The organism is Mesorhizobium sp. CA12 (genome assembly GCF_020165255.1).
Taxonomy (GTDB): domain Bacteria; phylum Pseudomonadota; class Alphaproteobacteria; order Rhizobiales; family Rhizobiaceae; genus Mesorhizobium.
On sequence record NZ_JAIUHT010000026.1, the window covers coordinates 23,360 to 48,194 of the forward strand.

The following is a 24,835-nucleotide window of genomic DNA, read 5'->3' on the forward strand; positions in this document are numbered from 1 at the left end:
CGCTCGCCAATGTTCCTTTCAATCGCGACCACCCATCATCCGGCTACCGATCTCGGCTTCCTGCTGCACAAGCACCCCGAGCGTCTGCATGAGACCGACCTCTCTTTCGGCAAGGCATGGCTGTTTTATCCCGAGGCCAGCGAGGCGCGCTGCGAGGCCGCACTTCTGCTCGACGTCGACCCCGTTGGATTGGTGAGGGGCAAGGGTCGGGCGGGCGGATTGCTGGATCAATATGTGAACGACAGGCCTTACGCGGCGTCTTCCTTTCTGTCCGTGGCGCTCAACAAGATGTTCCGGACGGCAATGAGCGGCATCTCCAAGGAACGCCCGCAACTCGCCGAAAGCGACCTGCCGCTGGAAGCTGTCGTAGCGCCCTTGCCGATGCGCGGCGGCGAGGCGATAGTGCGGCAGCTGTTCGAACCGCTGGGCTGGACCGTCGAGCTGACCCCAATCGAAGCCATCGGTGCCAGTTCGGGAGGGCTCCGTTACGGCAACCTGAAATTGTCCGGCCTCGGCCGGCTGAGCAATCTGCTCAACCACCTCTACGTCCTAATCCCAGTGATGGACGACGCCAAACATTACTGGGTTGGCGACGACGAGGTCGACAAGCTGCTGTCCAAGGGCGCGGGATGGCTGGAGCAGCACCCCGCCAAGGAGCTGATCGCGCGGCGCTATTTGCGCAACCGATCGGTTTTGGCCCGCGCGGCCCTGGCGCGACTGGTGCCTGAAACCGCGGCTCCGGAGACGCCAGTCGAAACCTGCAGCTCGCCGGAGGAAACGCTCGAGGCGCCCGTCCGGCTGCACGACCGGCGCCTGGATGCGGTCGTCGAAGCCATCCGCGCGAGTGGCGGGAAAGTTGTCGCGGATCTGGGCTGCGGTGAAGGTAAGCTGCTCGACCGACTGATGCGCGAGCGATGGGTCCAAAAACTGTTCGGCTTGGACCCCGCGGTCCGCGAGCTCGAATGGGCGGCAAGGCGGCTGAGACTGAATGAAGCGGGCGGCCCGCCGGAAGGGCGCGTCACGCTGCTGCATGGTTCGTTGACTTACCGGGACAGTCGTTGGGCCGAAGCAGACGTCGCTGTCTTGGTCGAGGTCGTCGAACATCTCGACCAAGACAGGCTGCCTTTAGTCGAGCGGATTGTCTTTGGCGAAACCGCTCCAAAGACCGTTATCGTGACCACGCCCAATGCGGATTACAACGCGCTTTTCAGCAGTCTGCCCTCGGGCACTTTCCGTCATCCGGATCATCGCTTCGAGTGGAGCCGCACCGAGTTCAAAACCTGGACAGCTAGAATAGGCGAAACATACGGCTACGCCGCTGAAATCAGTGGCATAGGGGTTGAGGATGCCAAGCTGGGCGCGCCTACACAGATGGCGGTGTTCACGCGATGAGAGAAGTCGACAACACCAATCTGGAAATTCCGGATTTCGCACTGGTCGTGCTGATCGGCTCGACCGGGTCCGGGAAGTCGACTTTCGCCGCCAGGCATTTCCTGCCGACCGAGATCATCTCGTCTGACCGATGCCGTGGACTCGTCTCCGATGACGAAACCAATCAGGATGTTTCGGCCGACGCCTTCGAGCTGATGCGCGACATCATCGGCAAACGGCTAAAGCATCGCAAGCTGGCTGTGGTGGACGCTACCAATGTGAGGCCCGCGGATCGGAAGGCATGGATCGAACTGGCCCGTAAATGGCACGCTTTGCCGGTCGCCATCGTCCTCGACCCCGGTGTCGACATCTGCGTGGCGCGCAATGCAAGCCGACCGGACCGCTCCTTTGGCGCTGGGGTGGCTCAGCGCATGACAAAGGAGATTCGCAAGGGTCTGGGCGGATTGCAGCGGGAGGGCTTTCGCCAGGTCTGGAAGCTCACCAGCGAAGCCAGCATCGAGGCCGCCAAAATCTCGCGCCAGCCGCTCTGGACCGACAAGCGTCACGATACCGGCCCCTTCGACATCATCAGCGACGTGCATGGCTGCGCCGACGAGTTGCAAGCCCTGCTTGGTCAACTCGGGTATGAGGTCGTCTGGTCGCAGGATCGCGGCGAGCGAACCGTGGCCGTCACTCCCCCAAATGGCCGCAAGCTTGTTTTTGTCGGCGATCTCGTCGACCGCGGTCCCAACACGCCCGATGTGCTGCGCATCGCCATGAGCATGGTGGCGGCCGGAACCGCTTACTGCGTTCAAGGCAATCACGAACGCAAGCTCAGCCGCTGGCTGGAGGGCCGCAAGGTCACGATCGCCCACGGCCTTCAACAGACCATCGACCAGTTGGACACGCAGGATCGCGGGCTGCGCGAAGCGCTGCCGGCCTTTCTCGACGACCTGCGCAGCCATGTCTGGTTGGACGGCGGACGCCTGGCCGTTGCCCATGCCGGGCTCAAGGAAGAGATGATCGGGCGAGGCTCGGGCGTCGTGCGCGAATTCGCGCTCTACGGCGAAACGACCGGCGAGATCGACGAATTCGGACTGCCGGTGCGCGCCGACTGGGCCACGGCTTATCGGGGCAAGACTGCCGTTGTCTACGGTCACACGCCGATGCGGTCGGCTCAATGGGTCAACAACACCCTGTGCATCGATACAGGCTGTGTGTTCGGCGGCAAGTTGACGGCCCTGCGCTGGCCGGAACGCGAGCTGGTTGAGGTGCCGGCAATCCGAACATGGTCGGAGCCCGTACGCCCGCTTGGCGCATCAAATGTGGAGAAATCGGCACAGGCCGATGCCGATGGCGTGCTCGATATCCAAGATGTTTCCGGCCGCCGCTGGATCGAGACCGAGCTGAAAGGCCGGATCGTCGTGGCTGAGGAAAATGCCGCGGCCGCCCTGGAGGCCATGAGCCGTTTCGCCATAGCGCCCCAGTGGCTGGTGTACCTACCGCCGACGATGTCGCCGTCCGAGACAAGCGGTCACGCCGACTGGCTCGAACGCCCGGAAGAGGCTTTTTCCTATTTTCGCGAGCGCGGCGTAGCCGAGGTCGTGTGCGAGCAAAAGCACATGGGTTCGCGGGCGATCGTCGCACTGTGCCGGACCGCGCAGGCGGCGCGCAGCCGCTTCGGCATTTCAGGCGATGAAACCGGCGCGATATGGACCCGGACAGGGCGTTCCTTCTTCGGTGACGACACCATGACGGAGGGGCTGCTCGCCCGGCTTAGCGCAAGCGTCGATGCCGCTGGCCTCTGGGAGGAACTGAAAACCGACTGGCTGCTGCTCGACGCCGAAATCATGCCCTGGTCGGCCAAGGCAAGCGGCCTCGTCGAAAGTCAGTACGAACCGGTGGCGACGTCGTCCGCAGCCGGCCTGCGGCTCGGCCGCGATGCCTTGGAGAGAGCGAAGGCGCGAGGCGTCGACGTGGTGGATCTGAACGCACGGTTCGCCGATCGGGACGTGCGCGCCGGCAAATACGCCAGCGCCTGGTCGCCCTATGTCTGGCCGGTTTCGAGTGTCGATGATCTCAGGGTGGCGCCTTTTCATCTGCTGGCCAGCGAGGGCCGCGTCTGGTTCGACCATGACCACATCTGGCATATGTCGCTGGCCGATCGCCTCGCCACGGAAGGCGTCGTGGTGCACACCAGATGGCGCAGCGTCGATCTGGCCGATGCCGGCGCCTGCACGGAGGCCGTCGCCTGGTGGGAGATGCTGATCGCTTCAGGCGGCGAAGGCATGGTGGTCAAGCCGCGTGACTTCGTCAGCCGCGGCAAGAAGGGCCTTATCCAGCCAGCGCTCAAGGTGCGCGGCCGCGAATATCTGCGCATGATCTACGGTCCCGAATATGACGCCCCGGATAACCTTGTCCGGCTGCGGGAACGGCATCTGGGCGGCAAACGGAACCTGGCGCTCAGCGAGTTCGCGCTCGGTCACGAGGCGTTGAAGCGGTTTGTCGCGAGACAGCCGCTGCGGCGAGTCCACGAATGTGTCTTCGCTGTATTGGCGCTCGAGAGCGAGCCGATCGATCCTAGACTTTGATGATCGTCAGCCGAACATCCGCTCGCCCTGCTCGTCGACCAACTGGATGCCCTTCTTGATCGAGATGTCGACGGCGTCGTCCAGCCCGGCGAAACGGTCGGCGCGGATGAAGCGGTGCTCTTTCATCACACCGTCCACTTCCTTCGAGACGACGCCGCAGGTCTGGTATTGGCCCTCGGCCTTGTAGGGCGTGGCGCTGATCAGAAATCCCTTGTGCTCGACCTGCTTTGCCGGCTTGGCGGTGCCGGCCTCCGTTGCCTCGCCGCCGCCGCCGAAAAGCTTCTTCAGAAAAGACATTTTTTCAAAACTCCTATTCACGCGGGCACCAAGGATTCGCGGCGCCCCTGGTTACGCAGGCTTTGCGTCAGCATGCGCGAATGCGCCGCCGTGTTCCAGCCCCTTGACGAAAACGCCGACCAGAAGCTCGATCTGATGCCAGATCTCCTCGGCCTGCCTGCTGTCCGAATTCGCCACATAGCCGCTGGTCACAATGCCATGCACGCTTGACCACAAGGTCCGGGCCGCAAGCGCGCGGCGGTCGTCGTCGAGGCCGAAATCGCCTGCCTTGAGCACGCCGGCGACGATGTCGAAGAGTGCGTCGAGCAGCGCGTCATAGGCGTCGGGGCCGGGCCGCGTCGCGCGGCGGCGGTTGAAGGCAAGCACCGCCGGCCAACTACCGGGATGGGCCTCGACGAAGCGCACATAGGCCGCCGCCATCGCCAGGATGCGGTGCTGGACATCCGTCACCCCTTGCCTTTCGAGATCGGCCATCGCCGCCAGACCTGTCGCGCCGAGCCGGTCGAGCAGCCGCATGTTGACGGCGCGGTGCACCTCGTCGAGATCGGCAAAGAGGTTATAGACGGATCCGACGGAGATGCCGGCCTGCTCGGCAATGGTGCGCGCTTTCAGGTTGTCGGCGCCGCCCTCGTTGAGCAGCGCCTCGGCAATGGCGAGCACCTTCTCACTCATCTCTTCCTTGTCCAGCGCCATGCTTCTTTCTTGTCCTTGTCCGAAGTCGGCAAGCCCGGCCCGGGATTCATTCCGTTGCTTGCATTTACCATGTCCGGCGCTTCATGAACAGCGTTCAAAATAACTCTTGAACAATGTTCATTTCCTGTTATGTTGAGCTTGTGAACAACGTTCACGAAAACAGGGAGAAGAAGACCATGCTTAGCCTGATCAAGACATTGCTGGACGGCGCCAGCGCGCGGGCCGAGGACAATCTGAAGGATCGTTTTGCGATCGACCTTCTGGCCCAGCGCATCCGCGACGCAGAGGCGGGCCTTGCCGCCGCCAAGCAGACGCTCGCCTCGCTGATCGTGCGCCAGCGCGCAGAGCAGACCAGCCTCGACCAGCTCGACCGCCGCATCGCCGATCTGGAAACCCGCACGCTCAGCGCGCTTTCCGCCAACAACCAGGCGCTTGCCGAAGGCGGCGCCTCCGCAATCGCCGAACTCGAGAACGAGCGCGAGGTCCGCCGCGCCACGGTCAAAAGCCTGGGCGAGAAGACCTTGCGGATGCGTCTGTCCGTGGAACAGGCGCATCGCCGCATCATCGATCTCGGCCAAGGCATGATCTCAGCCCGGGCGATCGATGCCGAACGCAAGGCGCAGTCGCGCCTCAACCGCTCGATCGGCCGTACCGCAAGCATTAACGAAGCGGAGGAATTGCTGGCCCGCATCAAGGACAGCTCCGACCCGTTCGAGGAAGCCAGCATCCTCGACGAGATCGACGGCGAGCTGCGCCACGAGGCGATCCGCGAACGTCTCGCCGAAGCAGGCCATGGACCGGCCACCAAGGTGCGCGCCCAGGATGTTCTGGCACGCCTCAAATCCCTGAACTGAACCCGCAATTTCCCGTGACGGATCAAATCCAAGGAATACGACGATGAACGGCAATCAGACCTATATCCTCTTCAACACCATATCGGTGGGCGCTGCCTATTTCATGCTCGGCCTGTCGCTGTGGCTTGCTCCCGTCGACCTCTCGACCAAAGGTTACTGGGCGATGGGCGTGCTGCTGCTCACCGGCAGCCTGGTGAACCTGGTCAAATACCGCACCGACGAGCGGATTGCGGCCGAGACCACTGCCAAGATCGAGAAGGCGCGCAACGAGAAGCTGATCAGCGAATATGTCGGCAAGGAATAATCCCCTGCCCTTGCCGATCGCTGACTGAATACAAAAGCCCGGAGCGATCCGGGCTTTTGGGCTTCCCTATGAGAATGTCTTAGCGGCGAGCCAAGGCTTCGATCGCCTCGGCGGCGTCTTCCAGGATGCTGATCGCCTCGGCCTGCTTGTCCTCCGGCGCGTCGGCGATGTCGCCGAGCGCGGCGCGCAGCCGGTGTCGCAACGAGCGGAACCGGTCACGCGTTTCGGAGCGGCCGCGGCGCCCCTCGTCCTTGTCGTCGCCCCAGCCGAACCATTCGCGCGCCGCGGCCATCTTGCGGCCGAAACGCTCGAGATGGTCGAGCACGCTGTCGATCATCTCGCGGTTCTCGTCCAGATGCGCCTTGCCGGCCTCGGTGATCGAAAACACCTTCTTGTTGCCTTCGCTCGAGGATACCGCGTAGCCCGCCTCCTCCAGGAAGGTCAGCGTCGGATAAACCACGCCCGGGCTCGGGCTGTAGATGCCGCTGGTGCGCTCTTCCAGAGCTTTGATGATGTCGTAGCCGTGGCGCGGCGCGTCGGCCAGCAGCGACAGCGTGATCAGCTTGAGATCGCCGTCGGCCAGCATGCGCCCGGCGCGGAACATGTCGCCCGGGCCGCCGCGTCCACCGCCCCTGCCGCCATGGCCGAACGGGCCGAAACCGCCGCCCCCTCTGCCACTAAATTTGCCGGCCATATGCATGAACATGCGCTCGCCAAAGTGGTTGTGTCTGTGCATGGATTGCTCCTTGAGCTATATCTTACGATACATCGTAAGTAAGGCGCGGCGCTTGTTGAGTCAAGATATATCTTAAGATGTATCTTACGCCGTTCCAAGATCGCATATGCGTCCTCATACGGCTCGGCCAGACCGCTACCAACGGCCCTTTCGTCGGTTCCAGCCGTAGAGCACGTCCGCAAAACGGTCATAGGCAAAGCGCGTCAACGGCAGCGCGATGGGGTTGCCGAACAAGCTCGCCAGCCATCCCTCGCCCGGCGTGATCCGCCAGACCGCGATCGCGACGTCGGCGCCGACCAGCAGCCGCCCGCTTGCGTCGGTCGCATGCAGGCGCCGGCGGATATCCTCCAGCGAGGCGCCGAAGGCGGAGAGCGCCTCAGGTTCGAAATTGATGTCGCGGAATTCGACCCGGCCCGCCTTGACGGCCTCGACCAGCCGCCGCTTTTGCCGGTTGATGCCGGCGTCGCACACCGGACAACGTGTGTTGTACCAGACTGTCAGCAACGGCTCGGGCATGGCGCGACTATCGGGAATGCGGCGCGGCTTCGCAACAGCCGCGCTGCGCCCGTTAGCCACTTTACCCGAGTGAGCTGATGATCTCGCGATAGGCGAATTCCGGAAACGCCTTCATCGTCCGCGTTTTGACATTGCCGCCCGACGACAACATCAGCGCGAAGCGGGCGAGCACCGCATCGTCCGGCGCTTCGACGATGGCGACCATGTCGCATTCGCCCATGGTCAGGTAGAACGCCTTGAACGAACCGCCCATTTCCCCCAGCAGCTTCTTGGCCGCATCGAGCCGTTTCGGCGATTCCCGCACATTCTTGGCGCCGAGCTCAGTCCAGTTGATAAGCACGATGTACGTCGTCATGGCACACCTCCCATCGGAGCCAGATGGCCAGGGCATCCGGCCAACTGTCCGGAAATGCATTCGACGTTTCGACTATCCTCCCGGCAACCGTTCCAGACAAGAGTTGCAAGCGAAACCGGCAACGAAAAAGGGGCCGAAGCGCCCTTTCGATCCTTGCCCAGCGCTCGGCTCAGCTGCCCAAACGACAACGCTAGCTGTCGACGGTCCTGATCAGCCCCTCTTCGAGCAGGTCAATCTTATCCTTCAGAATGTATCTGTGGCCGAGGCCAACGGAATTCTCCGGAAGTCGCAGATACGTCGCGAATTCTTCGTGGAGATCGAGCGGAGCTACGTACTCTTTGGCTCCATCCATCCCCAATATCTGAAGCAGACTGTCGGGCGCGGTGGATTTGCCGATCGTAGCCAGCAACGCGGCGGCATCTTCGAGCCGAGGACGCATATCCTCATCGTCAGGGTCGCTCATCTCCATGCCTGGGCAAGAATTGTAGCGAGACTGCAGAAAACCATCCTTCGCCGCCCAGAGGCGCAATTGTTCTTCGTCGTAGACGGTGATCGCGATGCCGACACAGGCCAGGTCACGCGTAAGGCTCTGGAGCAAAGGTTCGATCCAGCCAGGATCGAGCCCGTCCGTATATTGGTCCGAAAATGTGATCCAACCGCTCTCATCCGGCGCGGTGACGAAGGCATCGATTTTCTTCAATCTCAGCCAGTTGGCCAACGCCTCACGCATTGGCCCCTCTATACTGATGTTTCCGTAGGTCGCCCCCATGCCGAACTCCGGAAAGCAGACTGCTTCAGCTGTCGAGGAAGCTTCTGAGCTTGCGCGACCTGCTCGGATGCTTGAGCTTGCGCAGCGCCTTGGCCTCGATCTGGCGGATACGCTCGCGCGTCACCGAGAACTGCTGGCCGACTTCTTCCAGCGTATGATCGGTGTTCATGCCGATGCCGAAGCGCATTCTGAGCACGCGCTCCTCGCGCGGCGTCAGCGAGGCAAGCACGCGCGTCGTCGTCTCGCGCAGGTTGGCCTGGATCGCCGCGTCGATCGGCAGGATCGCCATCTTGTCCTCGATGAAGTCGCCGAGATGCGAATCCTCCTCGTCGCCGACAGGCGTTTCGAGCGAGATCGGCTCCTTGGCGATCTTCAGCACCTTGCGCACTTTTTCCAGCGGCATGGCGAGCTTTTCCGCCAGTTCCTCCGGCGTCGGCTCGCGGCCGATCTCATGCAGCATCTGGCGCGAGGTGCGCACGATCTTGTTGATCGTCTCGATCATGTGCACCGGAATGCGGATGGTGCGCGCCTGGTCGGCGATCGAGCGGGTGATGGCCTGCCGGATCCACCAGGTGGCGTAGGTCGAGAACTTGTAGCCGCGACGGTACTCGAACTTGTCGACCGCCTTCATCAGGCCGATATTGCCCTCCTGGATGAGATCCAGGAACTGCAGGCCGCGGTTGGTGTATTTCTTGGCGATGGAGATGACCAGGCGAAGGTTCGCCTCGACCATTTCCTTCTTGGCGATCGCGGCCTCGCGCTCGCCCTTCTGCACCTGGTTGACGATCTTGCGGAATTCCAGGATCGAGATCGCCGTTTCGGTGGCGAGGTTCTGGATCTCGGCGCGCAGCTCCTTGATCGCATCCTTCTCGTTCTTGGTGAACTCCTTCCAGCCGCGCGACGTCAGGTTGGCGATCGAGCGCGTCCAGTTCGGATCGAGCTCCGAGCCCTGATACTCCCGCAGGAACTCCTCGCGGCGCACGCCATAGCTTTCGGCGAGGCGCAAAAGCTTGCCCTCGTTCTGCACCAGGCGCTTGTTGATGTCGTAGAGCTGCTCCACCAGCGCCTCGATGCGCGCGGCGTTGAGCGACAGCGACTTCACCGCCTTGATCAATTGGTCCTTCAGCTCCTTCAGGCGGCGGTCCTGGCTGGGCGACAGCGTGCCGGCCGCGGCTAGGCGGTTCTCGACCTGCTGGTCCTGGAGCTTGCGCAGCTTCTTGTAGGTATCGGCGATGACGTCGAGCGTCTCCATCACCTGCGGGCGCAGTTCCGCTTCCATCGCGGCCAGCGACAGGCTCGCCTCGTCCTCGTCGTCCTCCTCTTCCTCCAGCCCGCGCGTGTCGCCGCCGACATTGGTGATGTCGTCTTCTTCCTCGCGTGCCGCCGAACGGCCGCGCGGCTTCTCCTCGGGCTTGGGCGCTTCCTCGATGCGTTCGACGACGGGCGCCTGCTTGGCTTCGGGGCCGGCATAGGTCGCCTCGAGGTCGATGATCTCGCGCAGCAGGATCTTCGATTCGTTGAGCTCGTCGCGCCAGATGATGATGGCCTGGAACGTCAGCGGGCTTTCGCATAGCCCCGCGATCATCGTTTCGCGGCCGGCCTCGATGCGCTTGGCGATCGCAATTTCGCCCTCGCGCGACAGAAGCTCGACCGAGCCCATCTCGCGCAGATACATGCGCACCGGGTCGTCGGTGCGATCGGTAGGCTCTTTCTTGGTGGTCGTGGCAGCGACAGCGGTGCCGGTCTGCTCGGCGAGCTCGTTGGCGTCTTCCTCGGCGTCGGCGGCCGGCTCGGCTTCCGCCTCCTCGCCCACCTCGTCGTCCTCGACGACGTTGATGCCCATGTCACTGAGCATCGCATTGATATCTTCGATGCGGTCCGGATCCGTCTCTTCCGAGGGCAGCACCGCGTTGAGCTCGTCGAGCGTGACATAGCCGCGTTTCTTCGCGGCCTTGATCATCTTCTTGACAGCATCGTCGGAAAGGTCGAGCAGGGGGCCATCAGTGGCGCCTTCGCGTTCGGTCTCGACCTCTTCCTTTTCCTTTGTCGCCATTCTTTATCGTCTCCAAGCGGCCGAATATCGAGGCCGCGTAAACTGCCGTACCGGTTATGCTGGACGCGCTCGCGCCGGAACGCTTTTCACCGGCCCAGCAACCGTGTCATCTCTTTTGTTTTGTGCATGTCTCTGTCCCAAACCGGTTTCCACTTTTGGGCGACATGCATTAAGTCCAGATTAACCCTGATATCTGGAGCGGGCACTTTGCCTGTCCAGTCGCACCGGTGCCTCACATCGCTCGAATTCCCGTCGATGCCGTGGCACGGTTAACGTTTCGAATCGTCCTGATTCCGCCAATCTGCCAGAAGGTCAAGCGCCTCTGGCATGATTCGCATGAAAAAAGCGAATCAATTACCCGACTTAGAGGCGTCGATTCGACGCGCCGCGCATTTCCACTTCACTTCCAATGGGTGGTGTTCGGCCTAAACGCGGCCAACCCTGCCCGACGAGACGCCGAATCCTTCGATCAACGCTTCCGTTGCCTGCACATCGTTGAATTGCGCTTGAATCTCGACGAGATGCCGGAAGTTTTCGTCCGAAGGGTCTGCATCGAGCGCCGCCTGCGCCTGTTTCAGCTCTCTATGTAATGTGCGGGCGCTGCGCTGCAAGTGCAGCGCCTGGTTGAAGGCGTCGCGGGCATCGTCGAGCGCCGCCGTTTCCAGCGCCGGCCATTGCCGCGCGCGCTTGATCAACTCGACAGCCCGCTCCCAGATGCCGCTGCATCCGGCGCGCTCGATGGTGGCGATGACCGCGCCGCGCTCGTCGGCCGCGTCATGCGCCATGGCGTCGAGAATGGCCGCGTGCAGCTTGCGCAAATCCGAATTGGCGAGGTCGAGGAATTCGACATGGGCGAAATTCTCGTCGATCAGCGCCGGATGGTTGACCAGCGCCACGATAATCGTCGCCTCGCGCACCGACATCCCCTCGCCGGCCCGCTTGACCAGCGCCGAGCGGCCCAGGCTCTCGGTGATCGCGGCGCGCCCGCTGGCCGCCCCACCTTTCGCGAACTGCCCGCCGGGCACGGGCGTCTTGCCCTGCCCCGGCTTCCAATCCTGACGGCCTTGCCGAACGCTCCGCTGGGAGCCGAAGAAGTTCCGCTCCCGCTCGTCCATTGTCTGCTGATAGTAATAACGCACGCTCTCGTCGCGGATGCGGCTGGTCAACTCCCGTAGCCTCTTCCGCAACTCAGCTCGCCGCTCCGGCGTATCGAAGACACCGCCTGCCGTCTCGCGCATCCATAACAGTTCGTCCAGCGGCCGCGCATCGGCAAGCACGGCGCGGAACGCGTCTGGCCCTTCGGCCTTGACCAGATCGTCGGGATCCTTGCCTTCCGGCAACAGGGCAAAGCGCGCCCGCCGGTCGGTCTGCGCCGACGGGAGCGCGAGATCGGCCGCACGCCATGCCGCCTTCAGCCCGGCCTGGTCGCCGTCGAAGCACAGCACCGGCTCGGGCGCCATGCGCCACAGAAGCTCGAGCTGGTTTTCGGTCAGCGCAGTGCCGAGCGGCGCCACGGCATTCTCGAAGCCGGCCTGCGCCAGCGCGATCACGTCCATATAGCCTTCGACCGCGATCACCGTGCCGCCTTTCGCGATCGCCCTGCGGGCGCGGGCGAAATTGTAGAGCACATTGCCCTTGTGGAAGAGCTCGGTCTCCGGCGAGTTCATGTATTTGGCCAAGGCATCGGGCGCCAGCGCCCGTCCGCCGAAGGCGATGATCTTCCCGCGCGAATCCGGGATTGGAAACATGATGCGGTCGCGGAACCAGTCATAGGAGACCGGAATGTCGTCGCCGTGCCGCACCAGGCCGCAGGCCTCGATATCGGCCTTCGGCACGCCCTTGGCGGCAAGATGTTCCTTGAGCGCGTTGCGGCTGTCGGGCGCATAGCCCAGCCGGAACGATTGCTGCGTCGCCGGCGTCAGCCCGCGGTCGCGCAGATACGCGCGGGCTTTGGCGCCGTCGGCGCTCTGCAGCCGCTCCTGGAAGAAGGCGGTCGCCATTTCCATGACGTCGGTCAGGCTGGCGCGTTCCTTCTCGCGCCGCTCTTCCTGTTCGTCGCGCACCGGCATCGGCACGCCGGCCATCTCGGCGATCTTCTCGACGGCTTCGGGGAAGCTTAATCCGTCTAGCTCGGTGAGGAACTTGAAATGGTCGCCCGAAACCGAGCAGCCGAAACAGTGATAGCGGCCCTTCTTGTCCTCGCAATGGAAGGACGGGCTCTTCTCGCCGTGGAAGGGACAGCAGGCCCAGTAGTCGCCGCGCGACGCGTTGGTCTTCTTCCTGTCCCATGCGACGCGCGTGCCGATGACCTGCGAAATCGGCACGCGGTCGCGTATCTCGTCGAGGAAGGCGGGCGGAAAGCGCATCGGGGAACTCGTTTGCCCTCCATATAATCAAGCCGCCCGGGCACGGCGACCCCATCCGGCCCATCGTACCCGCTTTTCACAGACGAAAAGAACGCGGCGGCGGGTGGCAGCCTTCCGAATTTCGCGATTGTCGCGGATTACCGCGCGGCGATCGCGCCGAAGACGATGCCGGAGAGGATGCTGACCAGCAAATAGTCTTTGCCGACGCGGATCCATTCCTGGCCGGGACCAGGGCGGCGCAGGCCGTAGCGGTTCCAGTCGCGGACCGGCTGGTGACGCTTCCAGTTGGAATATCTTTGGCCGTTGCGCCAATGGCTGCGCCTTACCACCTTCTTCTTGACGATGACCCGCTTGTCGACATGCCTGCCGGGCTTCTGCCAGTCGACCTGGGTGTAGCTCGACTGCGGCGTGCTCGGCTGGGCGAGCGGCGCGGCCTGGCCGGAGAAGGCCGAGGCGGCCAGCATCGAGGCGGTGACGGCGCAAAGTATGAGACGCTTCATGGTCGGTATTCCTTGTTGTCGATAGGCAGGGGAATAGCCGCCAATGGATGAACCGAAACTGAACACCAAAATTACAATTCTGCAATGTTTTCCAAGACTTGCACCGGCCGCTTGAACAACGCTTCGGATCATGCGGCCGAGCGTCGGGCGGTATGAGGCGAAGCGCTGCCGCCAGGCGCATGCAACCAATGCTTCCTGCAGTCATTTCCGACATGCGCCGTCGAGCCGAGACGATCATCGCATCAGAAAAATCTATTATTCGGCTAATTTTAACTGGTATATTTCGACTCGTTGAAATGACTAAGATTCGCACCCCTCTCCGCACCCCTGGTGCCACCTCACGGGTTCGGCTGTGAGCGGCTCCGTCGTCCTCCTGCACCTTGCCGGCGCGGTGGCGCTGATGCTGTTCGCCACCCGCATGGTGAAGACGGGCGTCGAGCGCGCCTATGGCGACGTGCTGCGCCACCGGCTGCGCGCCACCATGCGCAATCCGGTCATGGCGGTGCTGGCCGGCTGCGGGCTGGCGATCGCGCTGCAGAGCTCGACCGCGGTGACGCTGCTGGTCGGCTCCTTCGCCGGCGCCGGCATCGTTTCGGGCGCCGCCGGGCAATTGGCAGTGCGCGGCGCCGAGATCGGTTCGGCGCTGGTGGCCAAGCTGCTCACCTTCGACCTGACGCTTCTGGTGCCGCTCTGCCTGATCGCCGGCACGGTCATGTTCATGGCCACCGAGCGGCGCGATTGGCGGCAGATAGGCCGCATCCTGATTGGCGTCGGCCTGCTGATCCTGTCGCTGGAGATGATCGGTCAGGCGTCGGAACCGCTGCGCAACAGCCAGTTGATGCCGCTGATCGTCAACTATTTCTCCGGTGACTATGTCACCGCTTACCTGCTCGCCGCGCTGGTTACCTGGCTGTTCCATTCCTCGATCGCCGCCGTGCTGCTCCTGGTGACGCTGGCCGGGCGCGGCTTTATCCCTCCCGAGCTCGGCATCGTGCTGGTGCTCGGCGTCAATCTCGGCTCCTCGATCATCGCGCCCCTGCTTACCCGCAATGCCGATCCGGGCGTCCGCGTCGTGCCGATCGGGAACCTTTTGATGCGCGGCATGGGCTCGCTGGTGATGCTGATCCTGTTCATGACGCTGAAGCCGCCCATCGGCTTCCTCGGCGCCACTGTTCCGGACCAGATCGTCAACGCCCACATCCTGTTCAATGTGATCATCCTGCTCGCCGGACTGCCACTCGCGGGGCTCGTCTACCGCGTCTCGGAGAAGATTGTTGCGCTCGGAGCCGTGCCGGAGCCGACCGCCACGCTGGATGTCGTCGAACTGTCGGCGCTCAATGAAAGCGCGTTGGACACGCCGAGCCAGGCGCTGGCCAATGCGACGCGCGAGGTGGTGCGGGTCTGCGAGACGGTCGAGATCATGTTGAAGCGCATCATCGAGCTTTATGAGAACGCCGACACCGACAAGATCAAGGCGCTGGCCGCGCTCGACGACCGCGTCGACAGGAAGCACGCGGCGATAAAACTCTATCTCGCCAAGATCACCAGGAACCCGCTGACCGAGGATGAGGCATTGCGGTGCCAGGAGCTGATCGGCGCCTGTGTCAAGCTGGAGCAGGTCGGCGACATCATCGTGCGCAACATGCTGGTGCATGTCAGGAAAAAGCTGGAGCGCGGCCTGGAATTCACACCGGAAGGCTGGCAGGAGCTCTGCGCCTTCCATTCCTCGGTGCTCGCCAATGCGCGGCTCGCCTTCAACGTGCTGGTCTCGCGCGATCCGGAAACCGCGCGCCAGCTGGTGCTGGAAAAGGATCTCTTGCGCGAACGCGAGAAGGAAACCAGCGCCAGCCATTTTCAGCGTCTGCGCGAAGGCACCGCCAAGAGCGTCGAGACCAGCTCGATCCACCTCGACACCATCCGCGACTTGAAGCAGATCAACTCGCTGCTCGCCTCGATCGCCTATCCGGTGCTCGAGGAGCGCGGCCTGCTCGGCGGTTCGCGGCTGAAGGCCAGTTGAGGCGATCGGGACCTGCCAAAAATTAGTCTTTGCTCATCCTCGCTTCCGTCGGCTAAGGAACGCCAGTGGACCTGTTGGGAGGACGATCCGTCGATGGACACGCATTCGCGCAGCTTCGCCAAGGCGCTTTCATGGCGCGCCACCGGCACGATCGACACGATGATCATCTCCCTGGTGGTCACCGGCAGCATCAAGCTCGCCGCCACGATCGGGCTCACCGAGGTCGTCACCAAGTCGCTGCTTTACTACCTGCACGAACGGGCCTGGCTGAAGATCCCTTACGGGCGCAAAACGGCAGCGTAGCAGCAAGCGACAGGCCGGCTTTGATCCGTCCGGTCAAGAAAAGCTAAAGCGCCATCGCCAATTTCTGCATTGCCGCGCCCGCGCAGGCATGGTTTGAGACGTGCATTCCTCGCCTATGTTTTGAACCATGCTGCCGCTGATTGCCCTTTTCCTTGCCGCCTTCGCCTTCGGCACCACCGAATTCGTCATCGCCGGCGTGCTGCCGGAGGTGGCGCAGGGCCTCGGCGTTTCGGTGCCGACCGCCGGCTATCTCGTCTCCGGCTATGCCTGCGGCATTGCCATCGGCGGCCCGCTGCTGGCTTTGGCCACCGGCAAGGTTTCGCGCAAGACGCTGCTGATTGGGCTCACGATCGCTTTCACCCTTGGCCAGGCGGCTTGCGCGCTCGCGCCCGATTTCACCTCGATGCTTCTGCTGCGTGTCGCGACTGCCGTGGCGCATGGCTGTTATTTCGGTGTCGCCATGGTGGTTGCGGTCAGCCTGGTGCGCGAGGACCAGCGCGGCCGGGCAGTCGCGGTCATTCTCTCGGGGCTGACGGTTTCCAATATCATTGGCGTGCCCGCCGGCACCGCGATCGGCAGCCTGTGGGGCTGGCGCGCGACCTTCTGGGTGATGGGCGCGCTGGGCCTCGTCGCGATCCTCGCCATGCTGGCGCTGCTGCCGCGCACGGCGGGCGCCGCCACCCGGCCAGCAGGGCTGGCGCGCGAAGTTCGCGTGCTCGGCCGCCAGCAGGTCTGGACCTCGCTGATCCTGATGCTGATGCTGATGATCGGCCAGTTTGCGCTGTTCACCTACATCACGCCGATGCTGCTCGAGGTCACGGGCCTCGACGAGGGCCTGATCCCCTTTGTGCTTTTGCTCAACGGCGTCGGCGCCACGATCGGCGTCCTGGTCGGCGGCAAGCTCGCCGACTGGAAGCTGATGCCGTCGCTGATCGTCATGCTTGCCCTGCAGGCGATGACGCTTGGCGTCATCTACCTCGTCAGCCCCTATCCGGTGCCGATGGTCGCGGCAATCGTCATCTGGGGCGGTCTCAATTTCGCCATCGGCGCACCGATCCAGACGCGCATCCTCGCCTGGACGGCCGATGCCTCCAACCTCGCCTCCTCGCTGATCCCGTCCGGCTTCAATGTCGGCATCGCGCTGGCTGCCTCGCTGGGCGCGGCGATGCTCAATGCCGGCCTGGGCTATCGCAGCCTGCCGCTGGCCGGCGTGCTCGCCATGCTGGTGGCGGTCGTGGTGGCTTTTGCCTCGCAGACCTGGGAATGGCGCAGCCGCGCGACGCCGCCGCTGCCGGCGGCCGCGGAATAATTTAATGCATGTCGCCCAGAAGTGTGCAGCGGTTCTGGGACAACGACATGCATCAGAACAAAGATTTAAAGCGCGTCGCCTGAATCCGTTTCAGCGCGACGCGCTTTAAAGATCGATCCGGAACCTCAGGCTCTCTGCGCCGCCATAGGCTGCAAGTTTGGCAAACCGCCCGACCAGCCTGCCGCCATTGGCAAGCACCACTTTGTGCGAGGCAGGATTGTCGAGATCACTGGTGATCTCGACATGGTCGAGCCCGACCGCTCTCGCCTCGTCCAGCATCAGCCGCAGCGCTTCGGTGGCGTAGCCGCGGTTGCGCTTCCACGGCACCACCGCATAGCCGATATGGCCAAGCACATGCGAGGGCAGCTCCGACGTGCCCTTCTGCCAGCGAAAGCCGATCGAGCCGGCGGCCTCGCCATCCCAGATCCAGCGCCGGAATCCAGGCAGCCGCGGGACCTCGGTGCCGTCGGGCAAAGCGATGGGCGGCCCTTTCGCTTCGGGGTCGTCAAGGCCGGCGAGAAATTCAACGGGATCTTTCTCGATCGCCTCGAGTTGCTCGCGCGTCGCCTCGAGGAGCCGCACATTGTCGGGCGACCAGCCGCGCTCGAGCGCCGCCTTGTAGGACGGCAAATGTTCAAGCGCGGGTTTGACGATTTCGATCATGCTTGGCTTCCCTGTCGAGACCGGCCTAGAAGCGACACGGATCGCTCTCAAGTCGCCTGAAACCGGATTTCGCCCTTGTTCAGGAAACAGGCTTTGTCGAACAGCGACAGGTCGAGCGGGTTCGGCAGCCGGATATCGCCGATATCCGGGAACGCTTTCCGGGCGCAATCATATGACCTGTCGACCTGCGAGATGAAGATGAGCACCAGTCCGCGTTCCCGGGCAAACGACTTCAAGGCGCGTATCTGGACCATGAGTTCCGGATTCTCCCGCTTCTGGTCGAGCAGTTGCAGATAGTCGATGACCGCCAGCGTGCCGCGCGGCGCCGCCCGCAACGTCTCGATGATGTAGGCGGCGCTGATGGCGTCGGAATTGTCGAACTCGAACAGGTGGTTGAAATCGGCCGGGTCGACGCCGATGTCACGGAACCGATCGAGGATATCGGCATGCATGTATTCCAGGGTGAAGAATACGGCGCGACTGCCTTGCTTCATGGCTGCCACGGCAAGTTCGAGGCTCATCAGCGTCTTGCCCTGCCCCGGCCGCGCCGCCACGAGGACCATGTCGCCGGGGATCAGCCGCGCCAACAGGGCGCCGGCTGGCGCAGCCTCGGCGGCCTTGGCCGCAAGCAGGCTCCAACTGCCGAAGCCTTGCTTGGCGGCAACGCGGTCGAGCGCCTGGTGGAGGGGCACATTTTCGCTGCGGGACAGAAGCCTCGCCTGGCGCTTCAGATGATAGACGGGTGCGGAAAACCGCATCGAAAAACCTCCTGCCGCGAGCAATCTTGACAACCCCTCCTTATGCCTGGCGCTCGAACAGTTGGTTCGGTGATAAACTGCCCTGCATGAACGATGCTTCCCGACGGAGGGAGGAGGCGTGGGCGCGCCGGAATCAGATCATAGCTCAATCGAAGGGGGCCGAAAATCCGACCTCCCAAAGGCGTCGCTAAACTAGAAGTGTTTCGCCGATGCGTGCGAGACCTTCTATAATCGTCCATGCTGATTCACAGGTACGAGACATTTCGACGGGAGGGGCAAGAGGGTGCGGTTGAGATCTGTTCCGCGGGGCGCGGTCATCTTCTGCCTTGTCGCGATCCTGGCCGCCCTGACGGCATCGGTCAGCTCATTCGCGGCCTTGCGGCCGTCGACCGTTCCCGACTGGCTGCAGCGCCATGTCGGCGACGGCGAAGGCCAGATCTCGCAGGTCGTGCTGGAGCGGGCGCGCGCGCTCTACCAGAAGAAGGTCAGCGAAGGTTCGGTCAGCAACCCCTGCTATTTCGCCATGGATGCCACGCGTCCCGCGGATTTGGGCAACAGCGTGCCTGGCCAGCGCTACTACATCATTTGTGAAAGCAAGCAGCTCTTCCGCGCGGTTTCCTCGGGCCATGGCGGCGGACGCAACCTGAAAGGCGTTGCCGATTTCTCCAACGGCAGGCGCTGCGCCAAGAATTTCGGCAACGCCATGGACTCGGCGCTGACGGCCGGCGGCGCCTATATGACGGCCGAGACCAAGACGTCCTTCAAGGGCTACTATCGTGTCGGCGCGCAGAACGCGCTGTTCATGCGCAGCTTCATCCAGTTCGACGGCGAAGGCGAGGCGGCGAACGCCAGGCAGCGCGTGATCGGCGGCCATCCGGCCGCGATCTTGAAGGGCCTGTGCATGCGCAAGAGCCCGCAAAGCTCCTATGCCGACCATGACGGCCTCGTTCCGTTCGGCAAGCTGGTGAACTATGCCGGCGGCCGCAGCAATGGCTGCACCAGCTGGTCGCCCGCCGACGCCGAGCAGATCATCCCCCTCGTGAAGAACAACCCGACGACGCTCTACATCTATCCGGAATCACGCGACATCGCCGCTGTCGCCCGGGCCAAGGCTGCCGGCCAGGCGCTCTCAAGCGCGGGCACCTATTGGAACGCCTCCTGCCTGAAGGAGATCGGCACTCCCAAATTCTGGCCGAAGAAGATGCTGGAGCCGATCATCGCCCAGTACAAGAAGGATCATCCGGCGCCACCGCCGCAGCCGGTGCCGATCTGCAAGGACTGACACCGTCGTCTATTGCAGCAACCCCTTGATGATGGCGCTCGCCTTGGCGAAGTCCATCTGGCCGGCATATTTCTGCTTCAGCGCGCCAATCACCTTGCCCATGTCCTTCTGGCTGGCCGCGCCCGTCGCCGCGATCGCCTCGCGCGCCGCAGCCTGGATCGCCGCGTCGTCGAGCTGCGTCGGCAGGAACTCGCGGATGATCTCCATCTCGCCGCGCTCCTGCGCCGCCAGCTCCGGCCGCTTGCCATCCTCGAAGGCCTTGGCGGATTCCTCGCGCTGCTTCACCATCTTGGCGAGAATCTGCAGGATATCCTCCTCGCTCGCCGGCGGCTTTCCGGCGCCGCGATTGGCGATGTCGCGGTCGTGGATAGCGGCCTGGATCAGCCGCAGCGTCGGCAGGCGGTGCTTGTCCTGCGCCTTCATCGCGCTCTTCATGGATTCGGCGATTTTCTCGCGCATCGTGCTTCTCCTTCGAATGCGGCGGACAATAGCTTTGCCGAACGGCCAACGCAAATCCCGCCAAGCCGCTGATATTGCTGAATGAAAGCAAATCGGCCGTGGTCCGGGGGCGCCGCATTGACCGCTCCGGCGCGTTCGCCTATGTACTCGGTCCTGCATGAGACAATGAGTTGACGCGTGGGAGCCGGGCAATCCAGCTTCGCGCCTTGCTGCGTAAATGGTCCTCCCGACCGATTGCCGCGCCTGACAGGAGTGCCGCCATGGCCACGACCACCGCCCCGTGGGCAACCGAAAAGCCGACCGCCCTTCTGGTACTCGCCGACGGCACGGTGATCGAGGGTCGCGGCCTTGGCGCTACGGGATCGGCGGTTGCGGAAGTGTGCTTCAACACCGCGCTGACCGGTTATGAAGAAATCCTCACCGATCCGTCTTACGCCGGCCAGATCGTCACCTTCACCTTCCCGCATATCGGCAATGTCGGCACCAATGACGAGGACATCGAGGATTTGCATCCGGCCGCCCGCGCCGGCGCTGTCGGCGCCATCTTCAAGGCCAACGTCACCGACCCGTCCAACTATCGCGCCGCCGGCCATCTCGACCAGTGGCTGAAGCGGCGCGGCATCGTCGCGCTGTCCGGCATCGACACCCGCGCGCTGACTGTGCTGATCCGCGAGAAGGGCATGCCCAATGCCGTCATCGCGCATGCGCCCGACGGCGTCTTCGACATCGAGGATTTGAAGCGGCAGGCGGCTGCCTGGTCGGGTCTGATCGGCCTCGATCTCGCCAAGGAGGTCACGTCGGGCCAGTCTTCGGTCTGGCGCGAGACGCCCTGGATCTGGAACGAAGGTTATGGCGAGCGGAGCGAGCCTTCCATGCACGTCGTGGCCGTCGACTATGGCGTCAAGCGCAACATCCTGCGCCTGCTTGCGGGTCTCGGCGCCAAGGTCACCGTCGTGCCGGCCAAGACCGGCGCCGAGGAGATCATGGCCATGCAGCCGGACGGCATCTTCCTGTCGAACGGCCCCGGCGATCCTGAAGCGACCGGCGAATATGCCGTGCCGGTGATCCAGGATCTCTTGAAGACCGACATCCCGGTGTTCGGCATCTGCCTCGGCCATCAGATGCTGGCTCTGGCGCTCGGCGGCAGGACCGAGAAGATGCACCAGGGCCATCACGGCGCCAACCATCCGGTCAAGGACCACACCACCGGGAAGGTCGAGATCGTCTCGATGAACCACGGTTTCGCCGTCGACGCGGACTCTCTGCCCGAAGGCGTCGAGGAAACCCATGTCTCGCTCTTCGACGGCTCGAATTGCGGCATCGCGCTGACCGGCCGTCCAGTGTTCTCGGTCCAGCATCATCCCGAGGCGTCGCCCGGCCCGCAGGATTCGCATTACCTGTTCCGGCGCTTCGTCAATCTGATCCGCGAACGCCGCGGCGAGGAAGCGCTGTCTGAACGCGCCTAACGGCATCGCGGCAGGCCGCTATTTGCAGGCCGGCCTCACCTGAATATCGGGCGCTCACGCAGCGTCCGTCACCGCCGCTTCCTGCGTGTGCATGCGCTCGACTTCCTTCGGGGTCGGCTTGGCAACTTTCGTCACGAAGACGATCACCGCCAGCGTCAGGAAAATTGCGCCGAGCACATAGGGCGCGCCGCCGAACACGACCGGCGCGGTCGGGCCCGTGAACCAGGAAAATATCGCCGTGTAGAGCAGCGGCGTGACGATCGAGGTGATCGAGAAGATCGAGGTCATCGCGCCCTGCAATTCGCCCTGCGCCGAGGGCGGCACCTTGGCGGCGGCGAGGCTCCTCAGCGGCGGATCGGCCAGCGCCTCCAGGCAGCCGGCCACGATCACCGCATAGATCATCCAGCCTTGCGTCGAAAACGCATAGCCGAATGCGCTGAGCGCGGTGAAGGTCAGGCCGATCGCCGCCGTCCTCCACTCGCCGAGCTTGGGAATGATCCGCGGCAGCACCGTCGCCATGATGATCGCCCCGCACAGGCCGAAGGCGCCGAGCGAGAAGCCGATCTGCTGCTGGTTCCAGCCATAGCGGTAGTTCGAGACGAACGCCCACACGGCAGGATACATCATGTGGCCGAGCGTCATCAGAAAGAACACCAGCCCGATCCAGCCGATGCCGGGATAATTGCGCATCTGCATGAGCGTGCCGACCGGATTGGCGCGCTTCCATTCGAAACGGCGACGATGCTTTTCGTCCAGCGTCTCCGGCAGCAGGAACATCGCGATCAGGAAATTCACGAAGGCAAGTGCTGCGGCGAAATAGAACGGCACGCGCGGCCCGAACGTGCCGAGCAGACCGCCCAGCACCGGGCCGATGACGAAGCCGACGCCGAAGGCGATGCCGAGCAGGCCGAAATTCTTCGCCCGGTTCTCGTGGTTCGAGATGTCGGCGATGAAGGCGGATGTCGTCGAGTAGCTGGCGCCGGAAACACCGGCGAGCACGCGGCCGATGAACAGCATCGGATAGGACCAGGCGATGGCGCAGATCAGGTTGTCGATGGAAAAGGTCAGCACCGAGGCAAGTAGGATCGGCCGCCGGCCGAAGCGGTCGCTTAAGCCGCCCATGATCGGCGCGAAGACGAACTGCATCGCCGCATAGACGAAGAACAGCCAGCCGCCTTCGATCGCGGCCTGGCTGACGCTGACGCTGCTCAGTTCCTCCAGATAGGCCGGCAGCACCGGCATGATGATGCCGAAGCCGATGACGTCGAGCAGCAGCGTGGTGAAAACGAGCGCAAGGCCCCGCCTGGCGGTTTTGGGGTCGATCATGATGATAATCTCCTCAGGCCGCCCGGGGCAAAGGCGGGAGGCATCTTATAGGCGACGTCGCCGACAGGAACAATACGCGAACGAAGGCAATTGCCTCATCCTGACATCACTTGCCGCGTTGGTCGCCGATCCTCGCCGCCAAAGAAGCGGCAGGGCCGCGTCAGATCGGACCGCCCATCGTGTTGCAGTCGGACAGCTTGCCGCTCTTGATGCCGCGCGCCAGCCACGTCTGCCGCTGCTGCGAGGTGCCGTGGTTGAAGCTTTCCGGCACGACATAGCCCTGCATCTTCTTCTGCAGCGTGTCGTCGCCGATCTGCTTGGCCGCGTTCAGCGCGCTTTCGATATCGCCCTGCTCCAGGATGCCCTTCTGCTGCGTGTAATGTGCCCAGACACCAGCAAAGCAATCGGCCTGAAGCTCGATGCGCACCGACAGCTGGTTGGCGTCGGCCTCGCTCATGCCTTGCCGCATCTGGTTGAACTTGCCCATGATGCCGGTGAGGTTCTGCACATGGTGGCCGACCTCATGCGCCACCACATAGGCACGGGCGAATTCGCCGGACGCGCCGAACTGCTGGTCGAGCTGCTGGAAGAAGGTCATGTCGAGATAGACTTTGCGATCGCCTGGGCAGTAGAACGGCCCGGCCGCCGCCGAGGCGAAACCACAGGCCGAACGGACCTGGCCACTGAACAGCACCAGCTTGGGATCCTGGTAGGTCAGCCCTTCGGACTTGAAAATGCCGGTCCAGGTGTCCTCGGTATCGGCAAGCACGGTCGCGACGAACTGCTTCATCTCGTCATTGGCGGGGGCGTTGCCATTGTCCTGTGTGTCAGAGATCTGGCCGCCGTCTCCCGGCACCAGGCCCCCGCTGCCGTCACCCAGGATCTGCGATGGATCGAAGCCGAAATACCATCCTGCGAGCACGACAAGGATAACCAGGATGATGCTGCCGCCGCCACCGGTACGGCCGCCGATGGGGATGCGGAACTGGCCACCGCCGCCCAATCCGCCGCCAGGCCCGCCGCCGCTGTCGCTGCGTTCGTCTTCGATGTTATCGCTCTGACGACGGCCTCTCCAAAGCATGGCAACTCCTCGCGACACGAACGTCCTGGAGGGACCGGCATGCCACCGCCCCCTGCAGACAATTATCGCAACGAATACGTCAAGTCAGTATTTTTCGCGAGGTCGGTACCGACACTTTGCGTCCTGCAGCGCTATTCTCGTATCGAGCCCGAGCTCAACGAGCGGAGGTCATCGCCCGGCGGAAAGCTTCCAGCGTTTCGGCGCTGACATGGTGCTCGATGCCCTCGGCGTCGATGCGCGCCGTCTCGGCGCTGACGCCGAGAGAGCGCAGGAAGGCCTCGACCGTCTGGTGGCGGATGCGGCTTTGCTCGGCGACCCTGCGGCCGGCCTCGGTCAGGAACACGCCCCGATAGGGCTTTCGCGACACTAGCCCGTCGGCGCACAGCCTGGTCAGCATCTTTGCCACCGTCGGCTGCGCGACGCCGAGCCTTGCCGCGATATCCACCTGCCGCGCTTCATTGCCGTCCTCGATCAGGTCGGCGATCAGCTCGACATAGTCCTCGACCAGCGCGCTACGGCGCGCCTCGCGCGTCTGCCGGAAACCCGCCGAATGGATTTCGGCATCGGGAAGCGGCTCTTCGCGTCGAACCGGTTTGTTCCTCAGCGCCAATCCGCGCTCCTCCTTGAATCGGGACCGCATCCATAGCACGAACCCCTGATGGTCCGGCCGTTTATTTGCATTCCCGCTCATGCGCAACCGGCGTTTGCGGCAGCCCGCCGCCAGCCTTGTCTCGGCTCATCACGAAAGCATGATCAATGAAATATA

General features: G+C 63.5%; 24 protein-coding genes. 9 read left to right on the top strand and 15 right to left on the bottom strand.

Annotation, left to right across the window (positions count from 1 at the left end; genetic code table 11):
* Positions 1 to 9: 9 nt before the first annotated feature.
* Both LB520_RS28060 and LB520_RS28065 read left to right on the top strand, forming a co-directional pair.
* Entirely contained in the window at positions 10 to 1,392 is a 1,383-nt protein-coding gene (locus LB520_RS28060) for a 3' terminal RNA ribose 2'-O-methyltransferase Hen1 (RefSeq protein WP_224640099.1), read from the top strand.
* The gene (locus tag LB520_RS28065) at positions 1,389 to 3,962 is read left to right on the top strand and encodes a polynucleotide kinase-phosphatase (RefSeq protein WP_224640100.1); all 2,574 of its coding nucleotides are present in this window, start codon (positions 1,389 to 1,391) and stop codon (positions 3,960 to 3,962) included. Before LB520_RS28060 ends, LB520_RS28065 begins: the two co-directional genes overlap by 4 nt.
* A 6-nt stretch (positions 3,963 to 3,968) precedes the next feature.
* Here LB520_RS28065 and LB520_RS28070 read toward each other — a convergent pair whose 3' ends face one another.
* Positions 3,969 to 4,259, bottom strand: coding sequence for an HlyU family transcriptional regulator (locus tag LB520_RS28070; RefSeq protein ID WP_095766632.1), 291 nt, complete (start codon positions 4,257 to 4,259; stop codon positions 3,969 to 3,971).
* A gap of 51 nt (positions 4,260 to 4,310) precedes the next feature.
* A complete protein-coding gene (locus LB520_RS28075; RefSeq protein ID WP_140838490.1) occupies positions 4,311 to 4,952 on the bottom strand; it encodes a TetR/AcrR family transcriptional regulator in 642 nt (213 codons plus the stop codon).
* Positions 4,953 to 5,128: 176 nt separating this feature from the next.
* On the opposite strand from LB520_RS28075, the gene LB520_RS28080 reads away from it, so the two are divergent.
* Together LB520_RS28080 and LB520_RS28085 are read left to right on the top strand one after the other, a co-directional pair.
* Complete coding sequence (locus tag LB520_RS28080) at positions 5,129 to 5,806, top strand: PspA/IM30 family protein (RefSeq protein ID WP_224640101.1); 678 nt, start codon at positions 5,129 to 5,131, stop codon at positions 5,804 to 5,806.
* A 43-nt stretch (positions 5,807 to 5,849) separates the two neighbouring features.
* The gene (locus LB520_RS28085; protein ID WP_095766630.1) at positions 5,850 to 6,110 is read left to right on the top strand and encodes a YiaA/YiaB family inner membrane protein; all 261 of its coding nucleotides are present in this window, start codon (positions 5,850 to 5,852) and stop codon (positions 6,108 to 6,110) included.
* A gap of 79 nt (positions 6,111 to 6,189) precedes the next feature.
* Here LB520_RS28085 and LB520_RS28090 read toward each other — a convergent pair whose 3' ends face one another.
* The 7 genes from LB520_RS28090 to LB520_RS28120 form a co-directional block, all read right to left on the bottom strand.
* The gene (locus LB520_RS28090; RefSeq protein WP_224640102.1) at positions 6,190 to 6,846 is read right to left on the bottom strand and encodes a PadR family transcriptional regulator; all 657 of its coding nucleotides are present in this window, start codon (positions 6,844 to 6,846) and stop codon (positions 6,190 to 6,192) included.
* Positions 6,847 to 6,981: 135 nt separating this feature from the next.
* Positions 6,982 to 7,362 (bottom strand): thiol-disulfide oxidoreductase DCC family protein, encoded by a 381-nt coding sequence (locus tag LB520_RS28095; protein ID WP_224606285.1) that lies wholly within the window; start codon positions 7,360 to 7,362, stop codon positions 6,982 to 6,984.
* A gap of 61 nt (positions 7,363 to 7,423) precedes the next feature.
* Positions 7,424 to 7,717, bottom strand: coding sequence for a GYD domain-containing protein (locus tag LB520_RS28100; protein ID WP_095766734.1), 294 nt, complete (start codon positions 7,715 to 7,717; stop codon positions 7,424 to 7,426).
* Positions 7,718 to 7,907: 190 nt separating this feature from the next.
* Positions 7,908 to 8,486 (bottom strand): hypothetical protein, encoded by a 579-nt coding sequence (locus LB520_RS28105; protein WP_224640103.1) that lies wholly within the window; start codon positions 8,484 to 8,486, stop codon positions 7,908 to 7,910.
* A gap of 25 nt (positions 8,487 to 8,511) precedes the next feature.
* On the bottom strand, positions 8,512 to 10,539 hold the full coding sequence (rpoD, locus tag LB520_RS28110) for an RNA polymerase sigma factor RpoD (protein ID WP_095766628.1): 2,028 nt from the start codon (positions 10,537 to 10,539) through the stop codon (positions 8,512 to 8,514).
* Between the two features lie 425 nt (positions 10,540 to 10,964).
* Complete coding sequence (dnaG, locus tag LB520_RS28115; protein ID WP_224640104.1) at positions 10,965 to 12,905, bottom strand: DNA primase; 1,941 nt, start codon at positions 12,903 to 12,905, stop codon at positions 10,965 to 10,967.
* A 137-nt stretch (positions 12,906 to 13,042) separates the two neighbouring features.
* Entirely contained in the window at positions 13,043 to 13,405 is a 363-nt protein-coding gene (locus tag LB520_RS28120) for an RcnB family protein (RefSeq protein ID WP_224640105.1), read from the bottom strand.
* Between the two features lie 352 nt (positions 13,406 to 13,757).
* Here LB520_RS28120 and LB520_RS28125 point away from each other — a divergent pair, with 352 nt between their 5' ends.
* From LB520_RS28125 to LB520_RS28135, 3 genes are all read left to right on the top strand, one after another.
* Positions 13,758 to 15,422, top strand: a complete 1,665-nt coding sequence (locus LB520_RS28125; protein ID WP_224630827.1) for a Na/Pi cotransporter family protein — start codon at positions 13,758 to 13,760, stop codon at positions 15,420 to 15,422.
* Positions 15,423 to 15,515: 93 nt separating this feature from the next.
* Positions 15,516 to 15,725: a DUF2061 domain-containing protein gene (locus LB520_RS28130; RefSeq protein ID WP_095766624.1), complete on the top strand. Its 210-nt coding sequence runs from the start codon at positions 15,516 to 15,518 to the stop codon at positions 15,723 to 15,725.
* Positions 15,726 to 15,852: 127 nt separating this feature from the next.
* The gene (locus LB520_RS28135) at positions 15,853 to 17,034 is read left to right on the top strand and encodes an MFS transporter (protein ID WP_224640106.1); all 1,182 of its coding nucleotides are present in this window, start codon (positions 15,853 to 15,855) and stop codon (positions 17,032 to 17,034) included.
* Between the two features lie 105 nt (positions 17,035 to 17,139).
* On the opposite strand, the gene LB520_RS28140 is transcribed toward LB520_RS28135, so the two are convergent.
* A complete protein-coding gene (locus LB520_RS28140; RefSeq protein WP_224640107.1) occupies positions 17,140 to 17,697 on the bottom strand; it encodes a GNAT family N-acetyltransferase in 558 nt (185 codons plus the stop codon).
* Positions 17,698 to 17,744: 47 nt separating this feature from the next.
* Complete coding sequence (locus tag LB520_RS28145; RefSeq protein WP_224640108.1) at positions 17,745 to 18,455, bottom strand: DNA helicase; 711 nt, start codon at positions 18,453 to 18,455, stop codon at positions 17,745 to 17,747.
* Positions 18,456 to 18,738: 283 nt separating this feature from the next.
* On the opposite strand from LB520_RS28145, the gene LB520_RS28150 reads away from it, so the two are divergent.
* A complete protein-coding gene (locus LB520_RS28150) occupies positions 18,739 to 19,737 on the top strand; it encodes a murein L,D-transpeptidase catalytic domain family protein (protein WP_224640109.1) in 999 nt (332 codons plus the stop codon).
* A gap of 9 nt (positions 19,738 to 19,746) precedes the next feature.
* Here LB520_RS28150 and LB520_RS28155 read toward each other — a convergent pair whose 3' ends face one another.
* Positions 19,747 to 20,196 (bottom strand): GatB/YqeY domain-containing protein, encoded by a 450-nt coding sequence (locus tag LB520_RS28155; protein ID WP_224640110.1) that lies wholly within the window; start codon positions 20,194 to 20,196, stop codon positions 19,747 to 19,749.
* A 260-nt stretch (positions 20,197 to 20,456) separates the two neighbouring features.
* Between LB520_RS28155 and carA the strand changes: the two genes are divergently transcribed.
* Entirely contained in the window at positions 20,457 to 21,662 is a 1,206-nt protein-coding gene (gene carA, locus LB520_RS28160) for a glutamine-hydrolyzing carbamoyl-phosphate synthase small subunit (RefSeq protein WP_224530311.1), read from the top strand.
* A 54-nt stretch (positions 21,663 to 21,716) separates the two neighbouring features.
* Here the strand turns inward: carA and LB520_RS28165 are convergent, their stop codons facing one another.
* The 3 genes from LB520_RS28165 to mntR form a co-directional block, all read right to left on the bottom strand.
* Positions 21,717 to 22,988, bottom strand: coding sequence for a TCR/Tet family MFS transporter (locus LB520_RS28165; RefSeq protein WP_224640111.1), 1,272 nt, complete (start codon positions 22,986 to 22,988; stop codon positions 21,717 to 21,719).
* 160 nt (positions 22,989 to 23,148) lie between these two features.
* Positions 23,149 to 24,069, bottom strand: coding sequence for a neutral zinc metallopeptidase (locus tag LB520_RS28170; protein ID WP_140838512.1), 921 nt, complete (start codon positions 24,067 to 24,069; stop codon positions 23,149 to 23,151).
* 154 nt (positions 24,070 to 24,223) lie between these two features.
* Entirely contained in the window at positions 24,224 to 24,679 is a 456-nt protein-coding gene (gene mntR / locus LB520_RS28175; RefSeq protein ID WP_176476973.1) for a manganese-binding transcriptional regulator MntR, read from the bottom strand.
* Between the last annotated feature and the right edge of the window lie 156 nt (positions 24,680 to 24,835).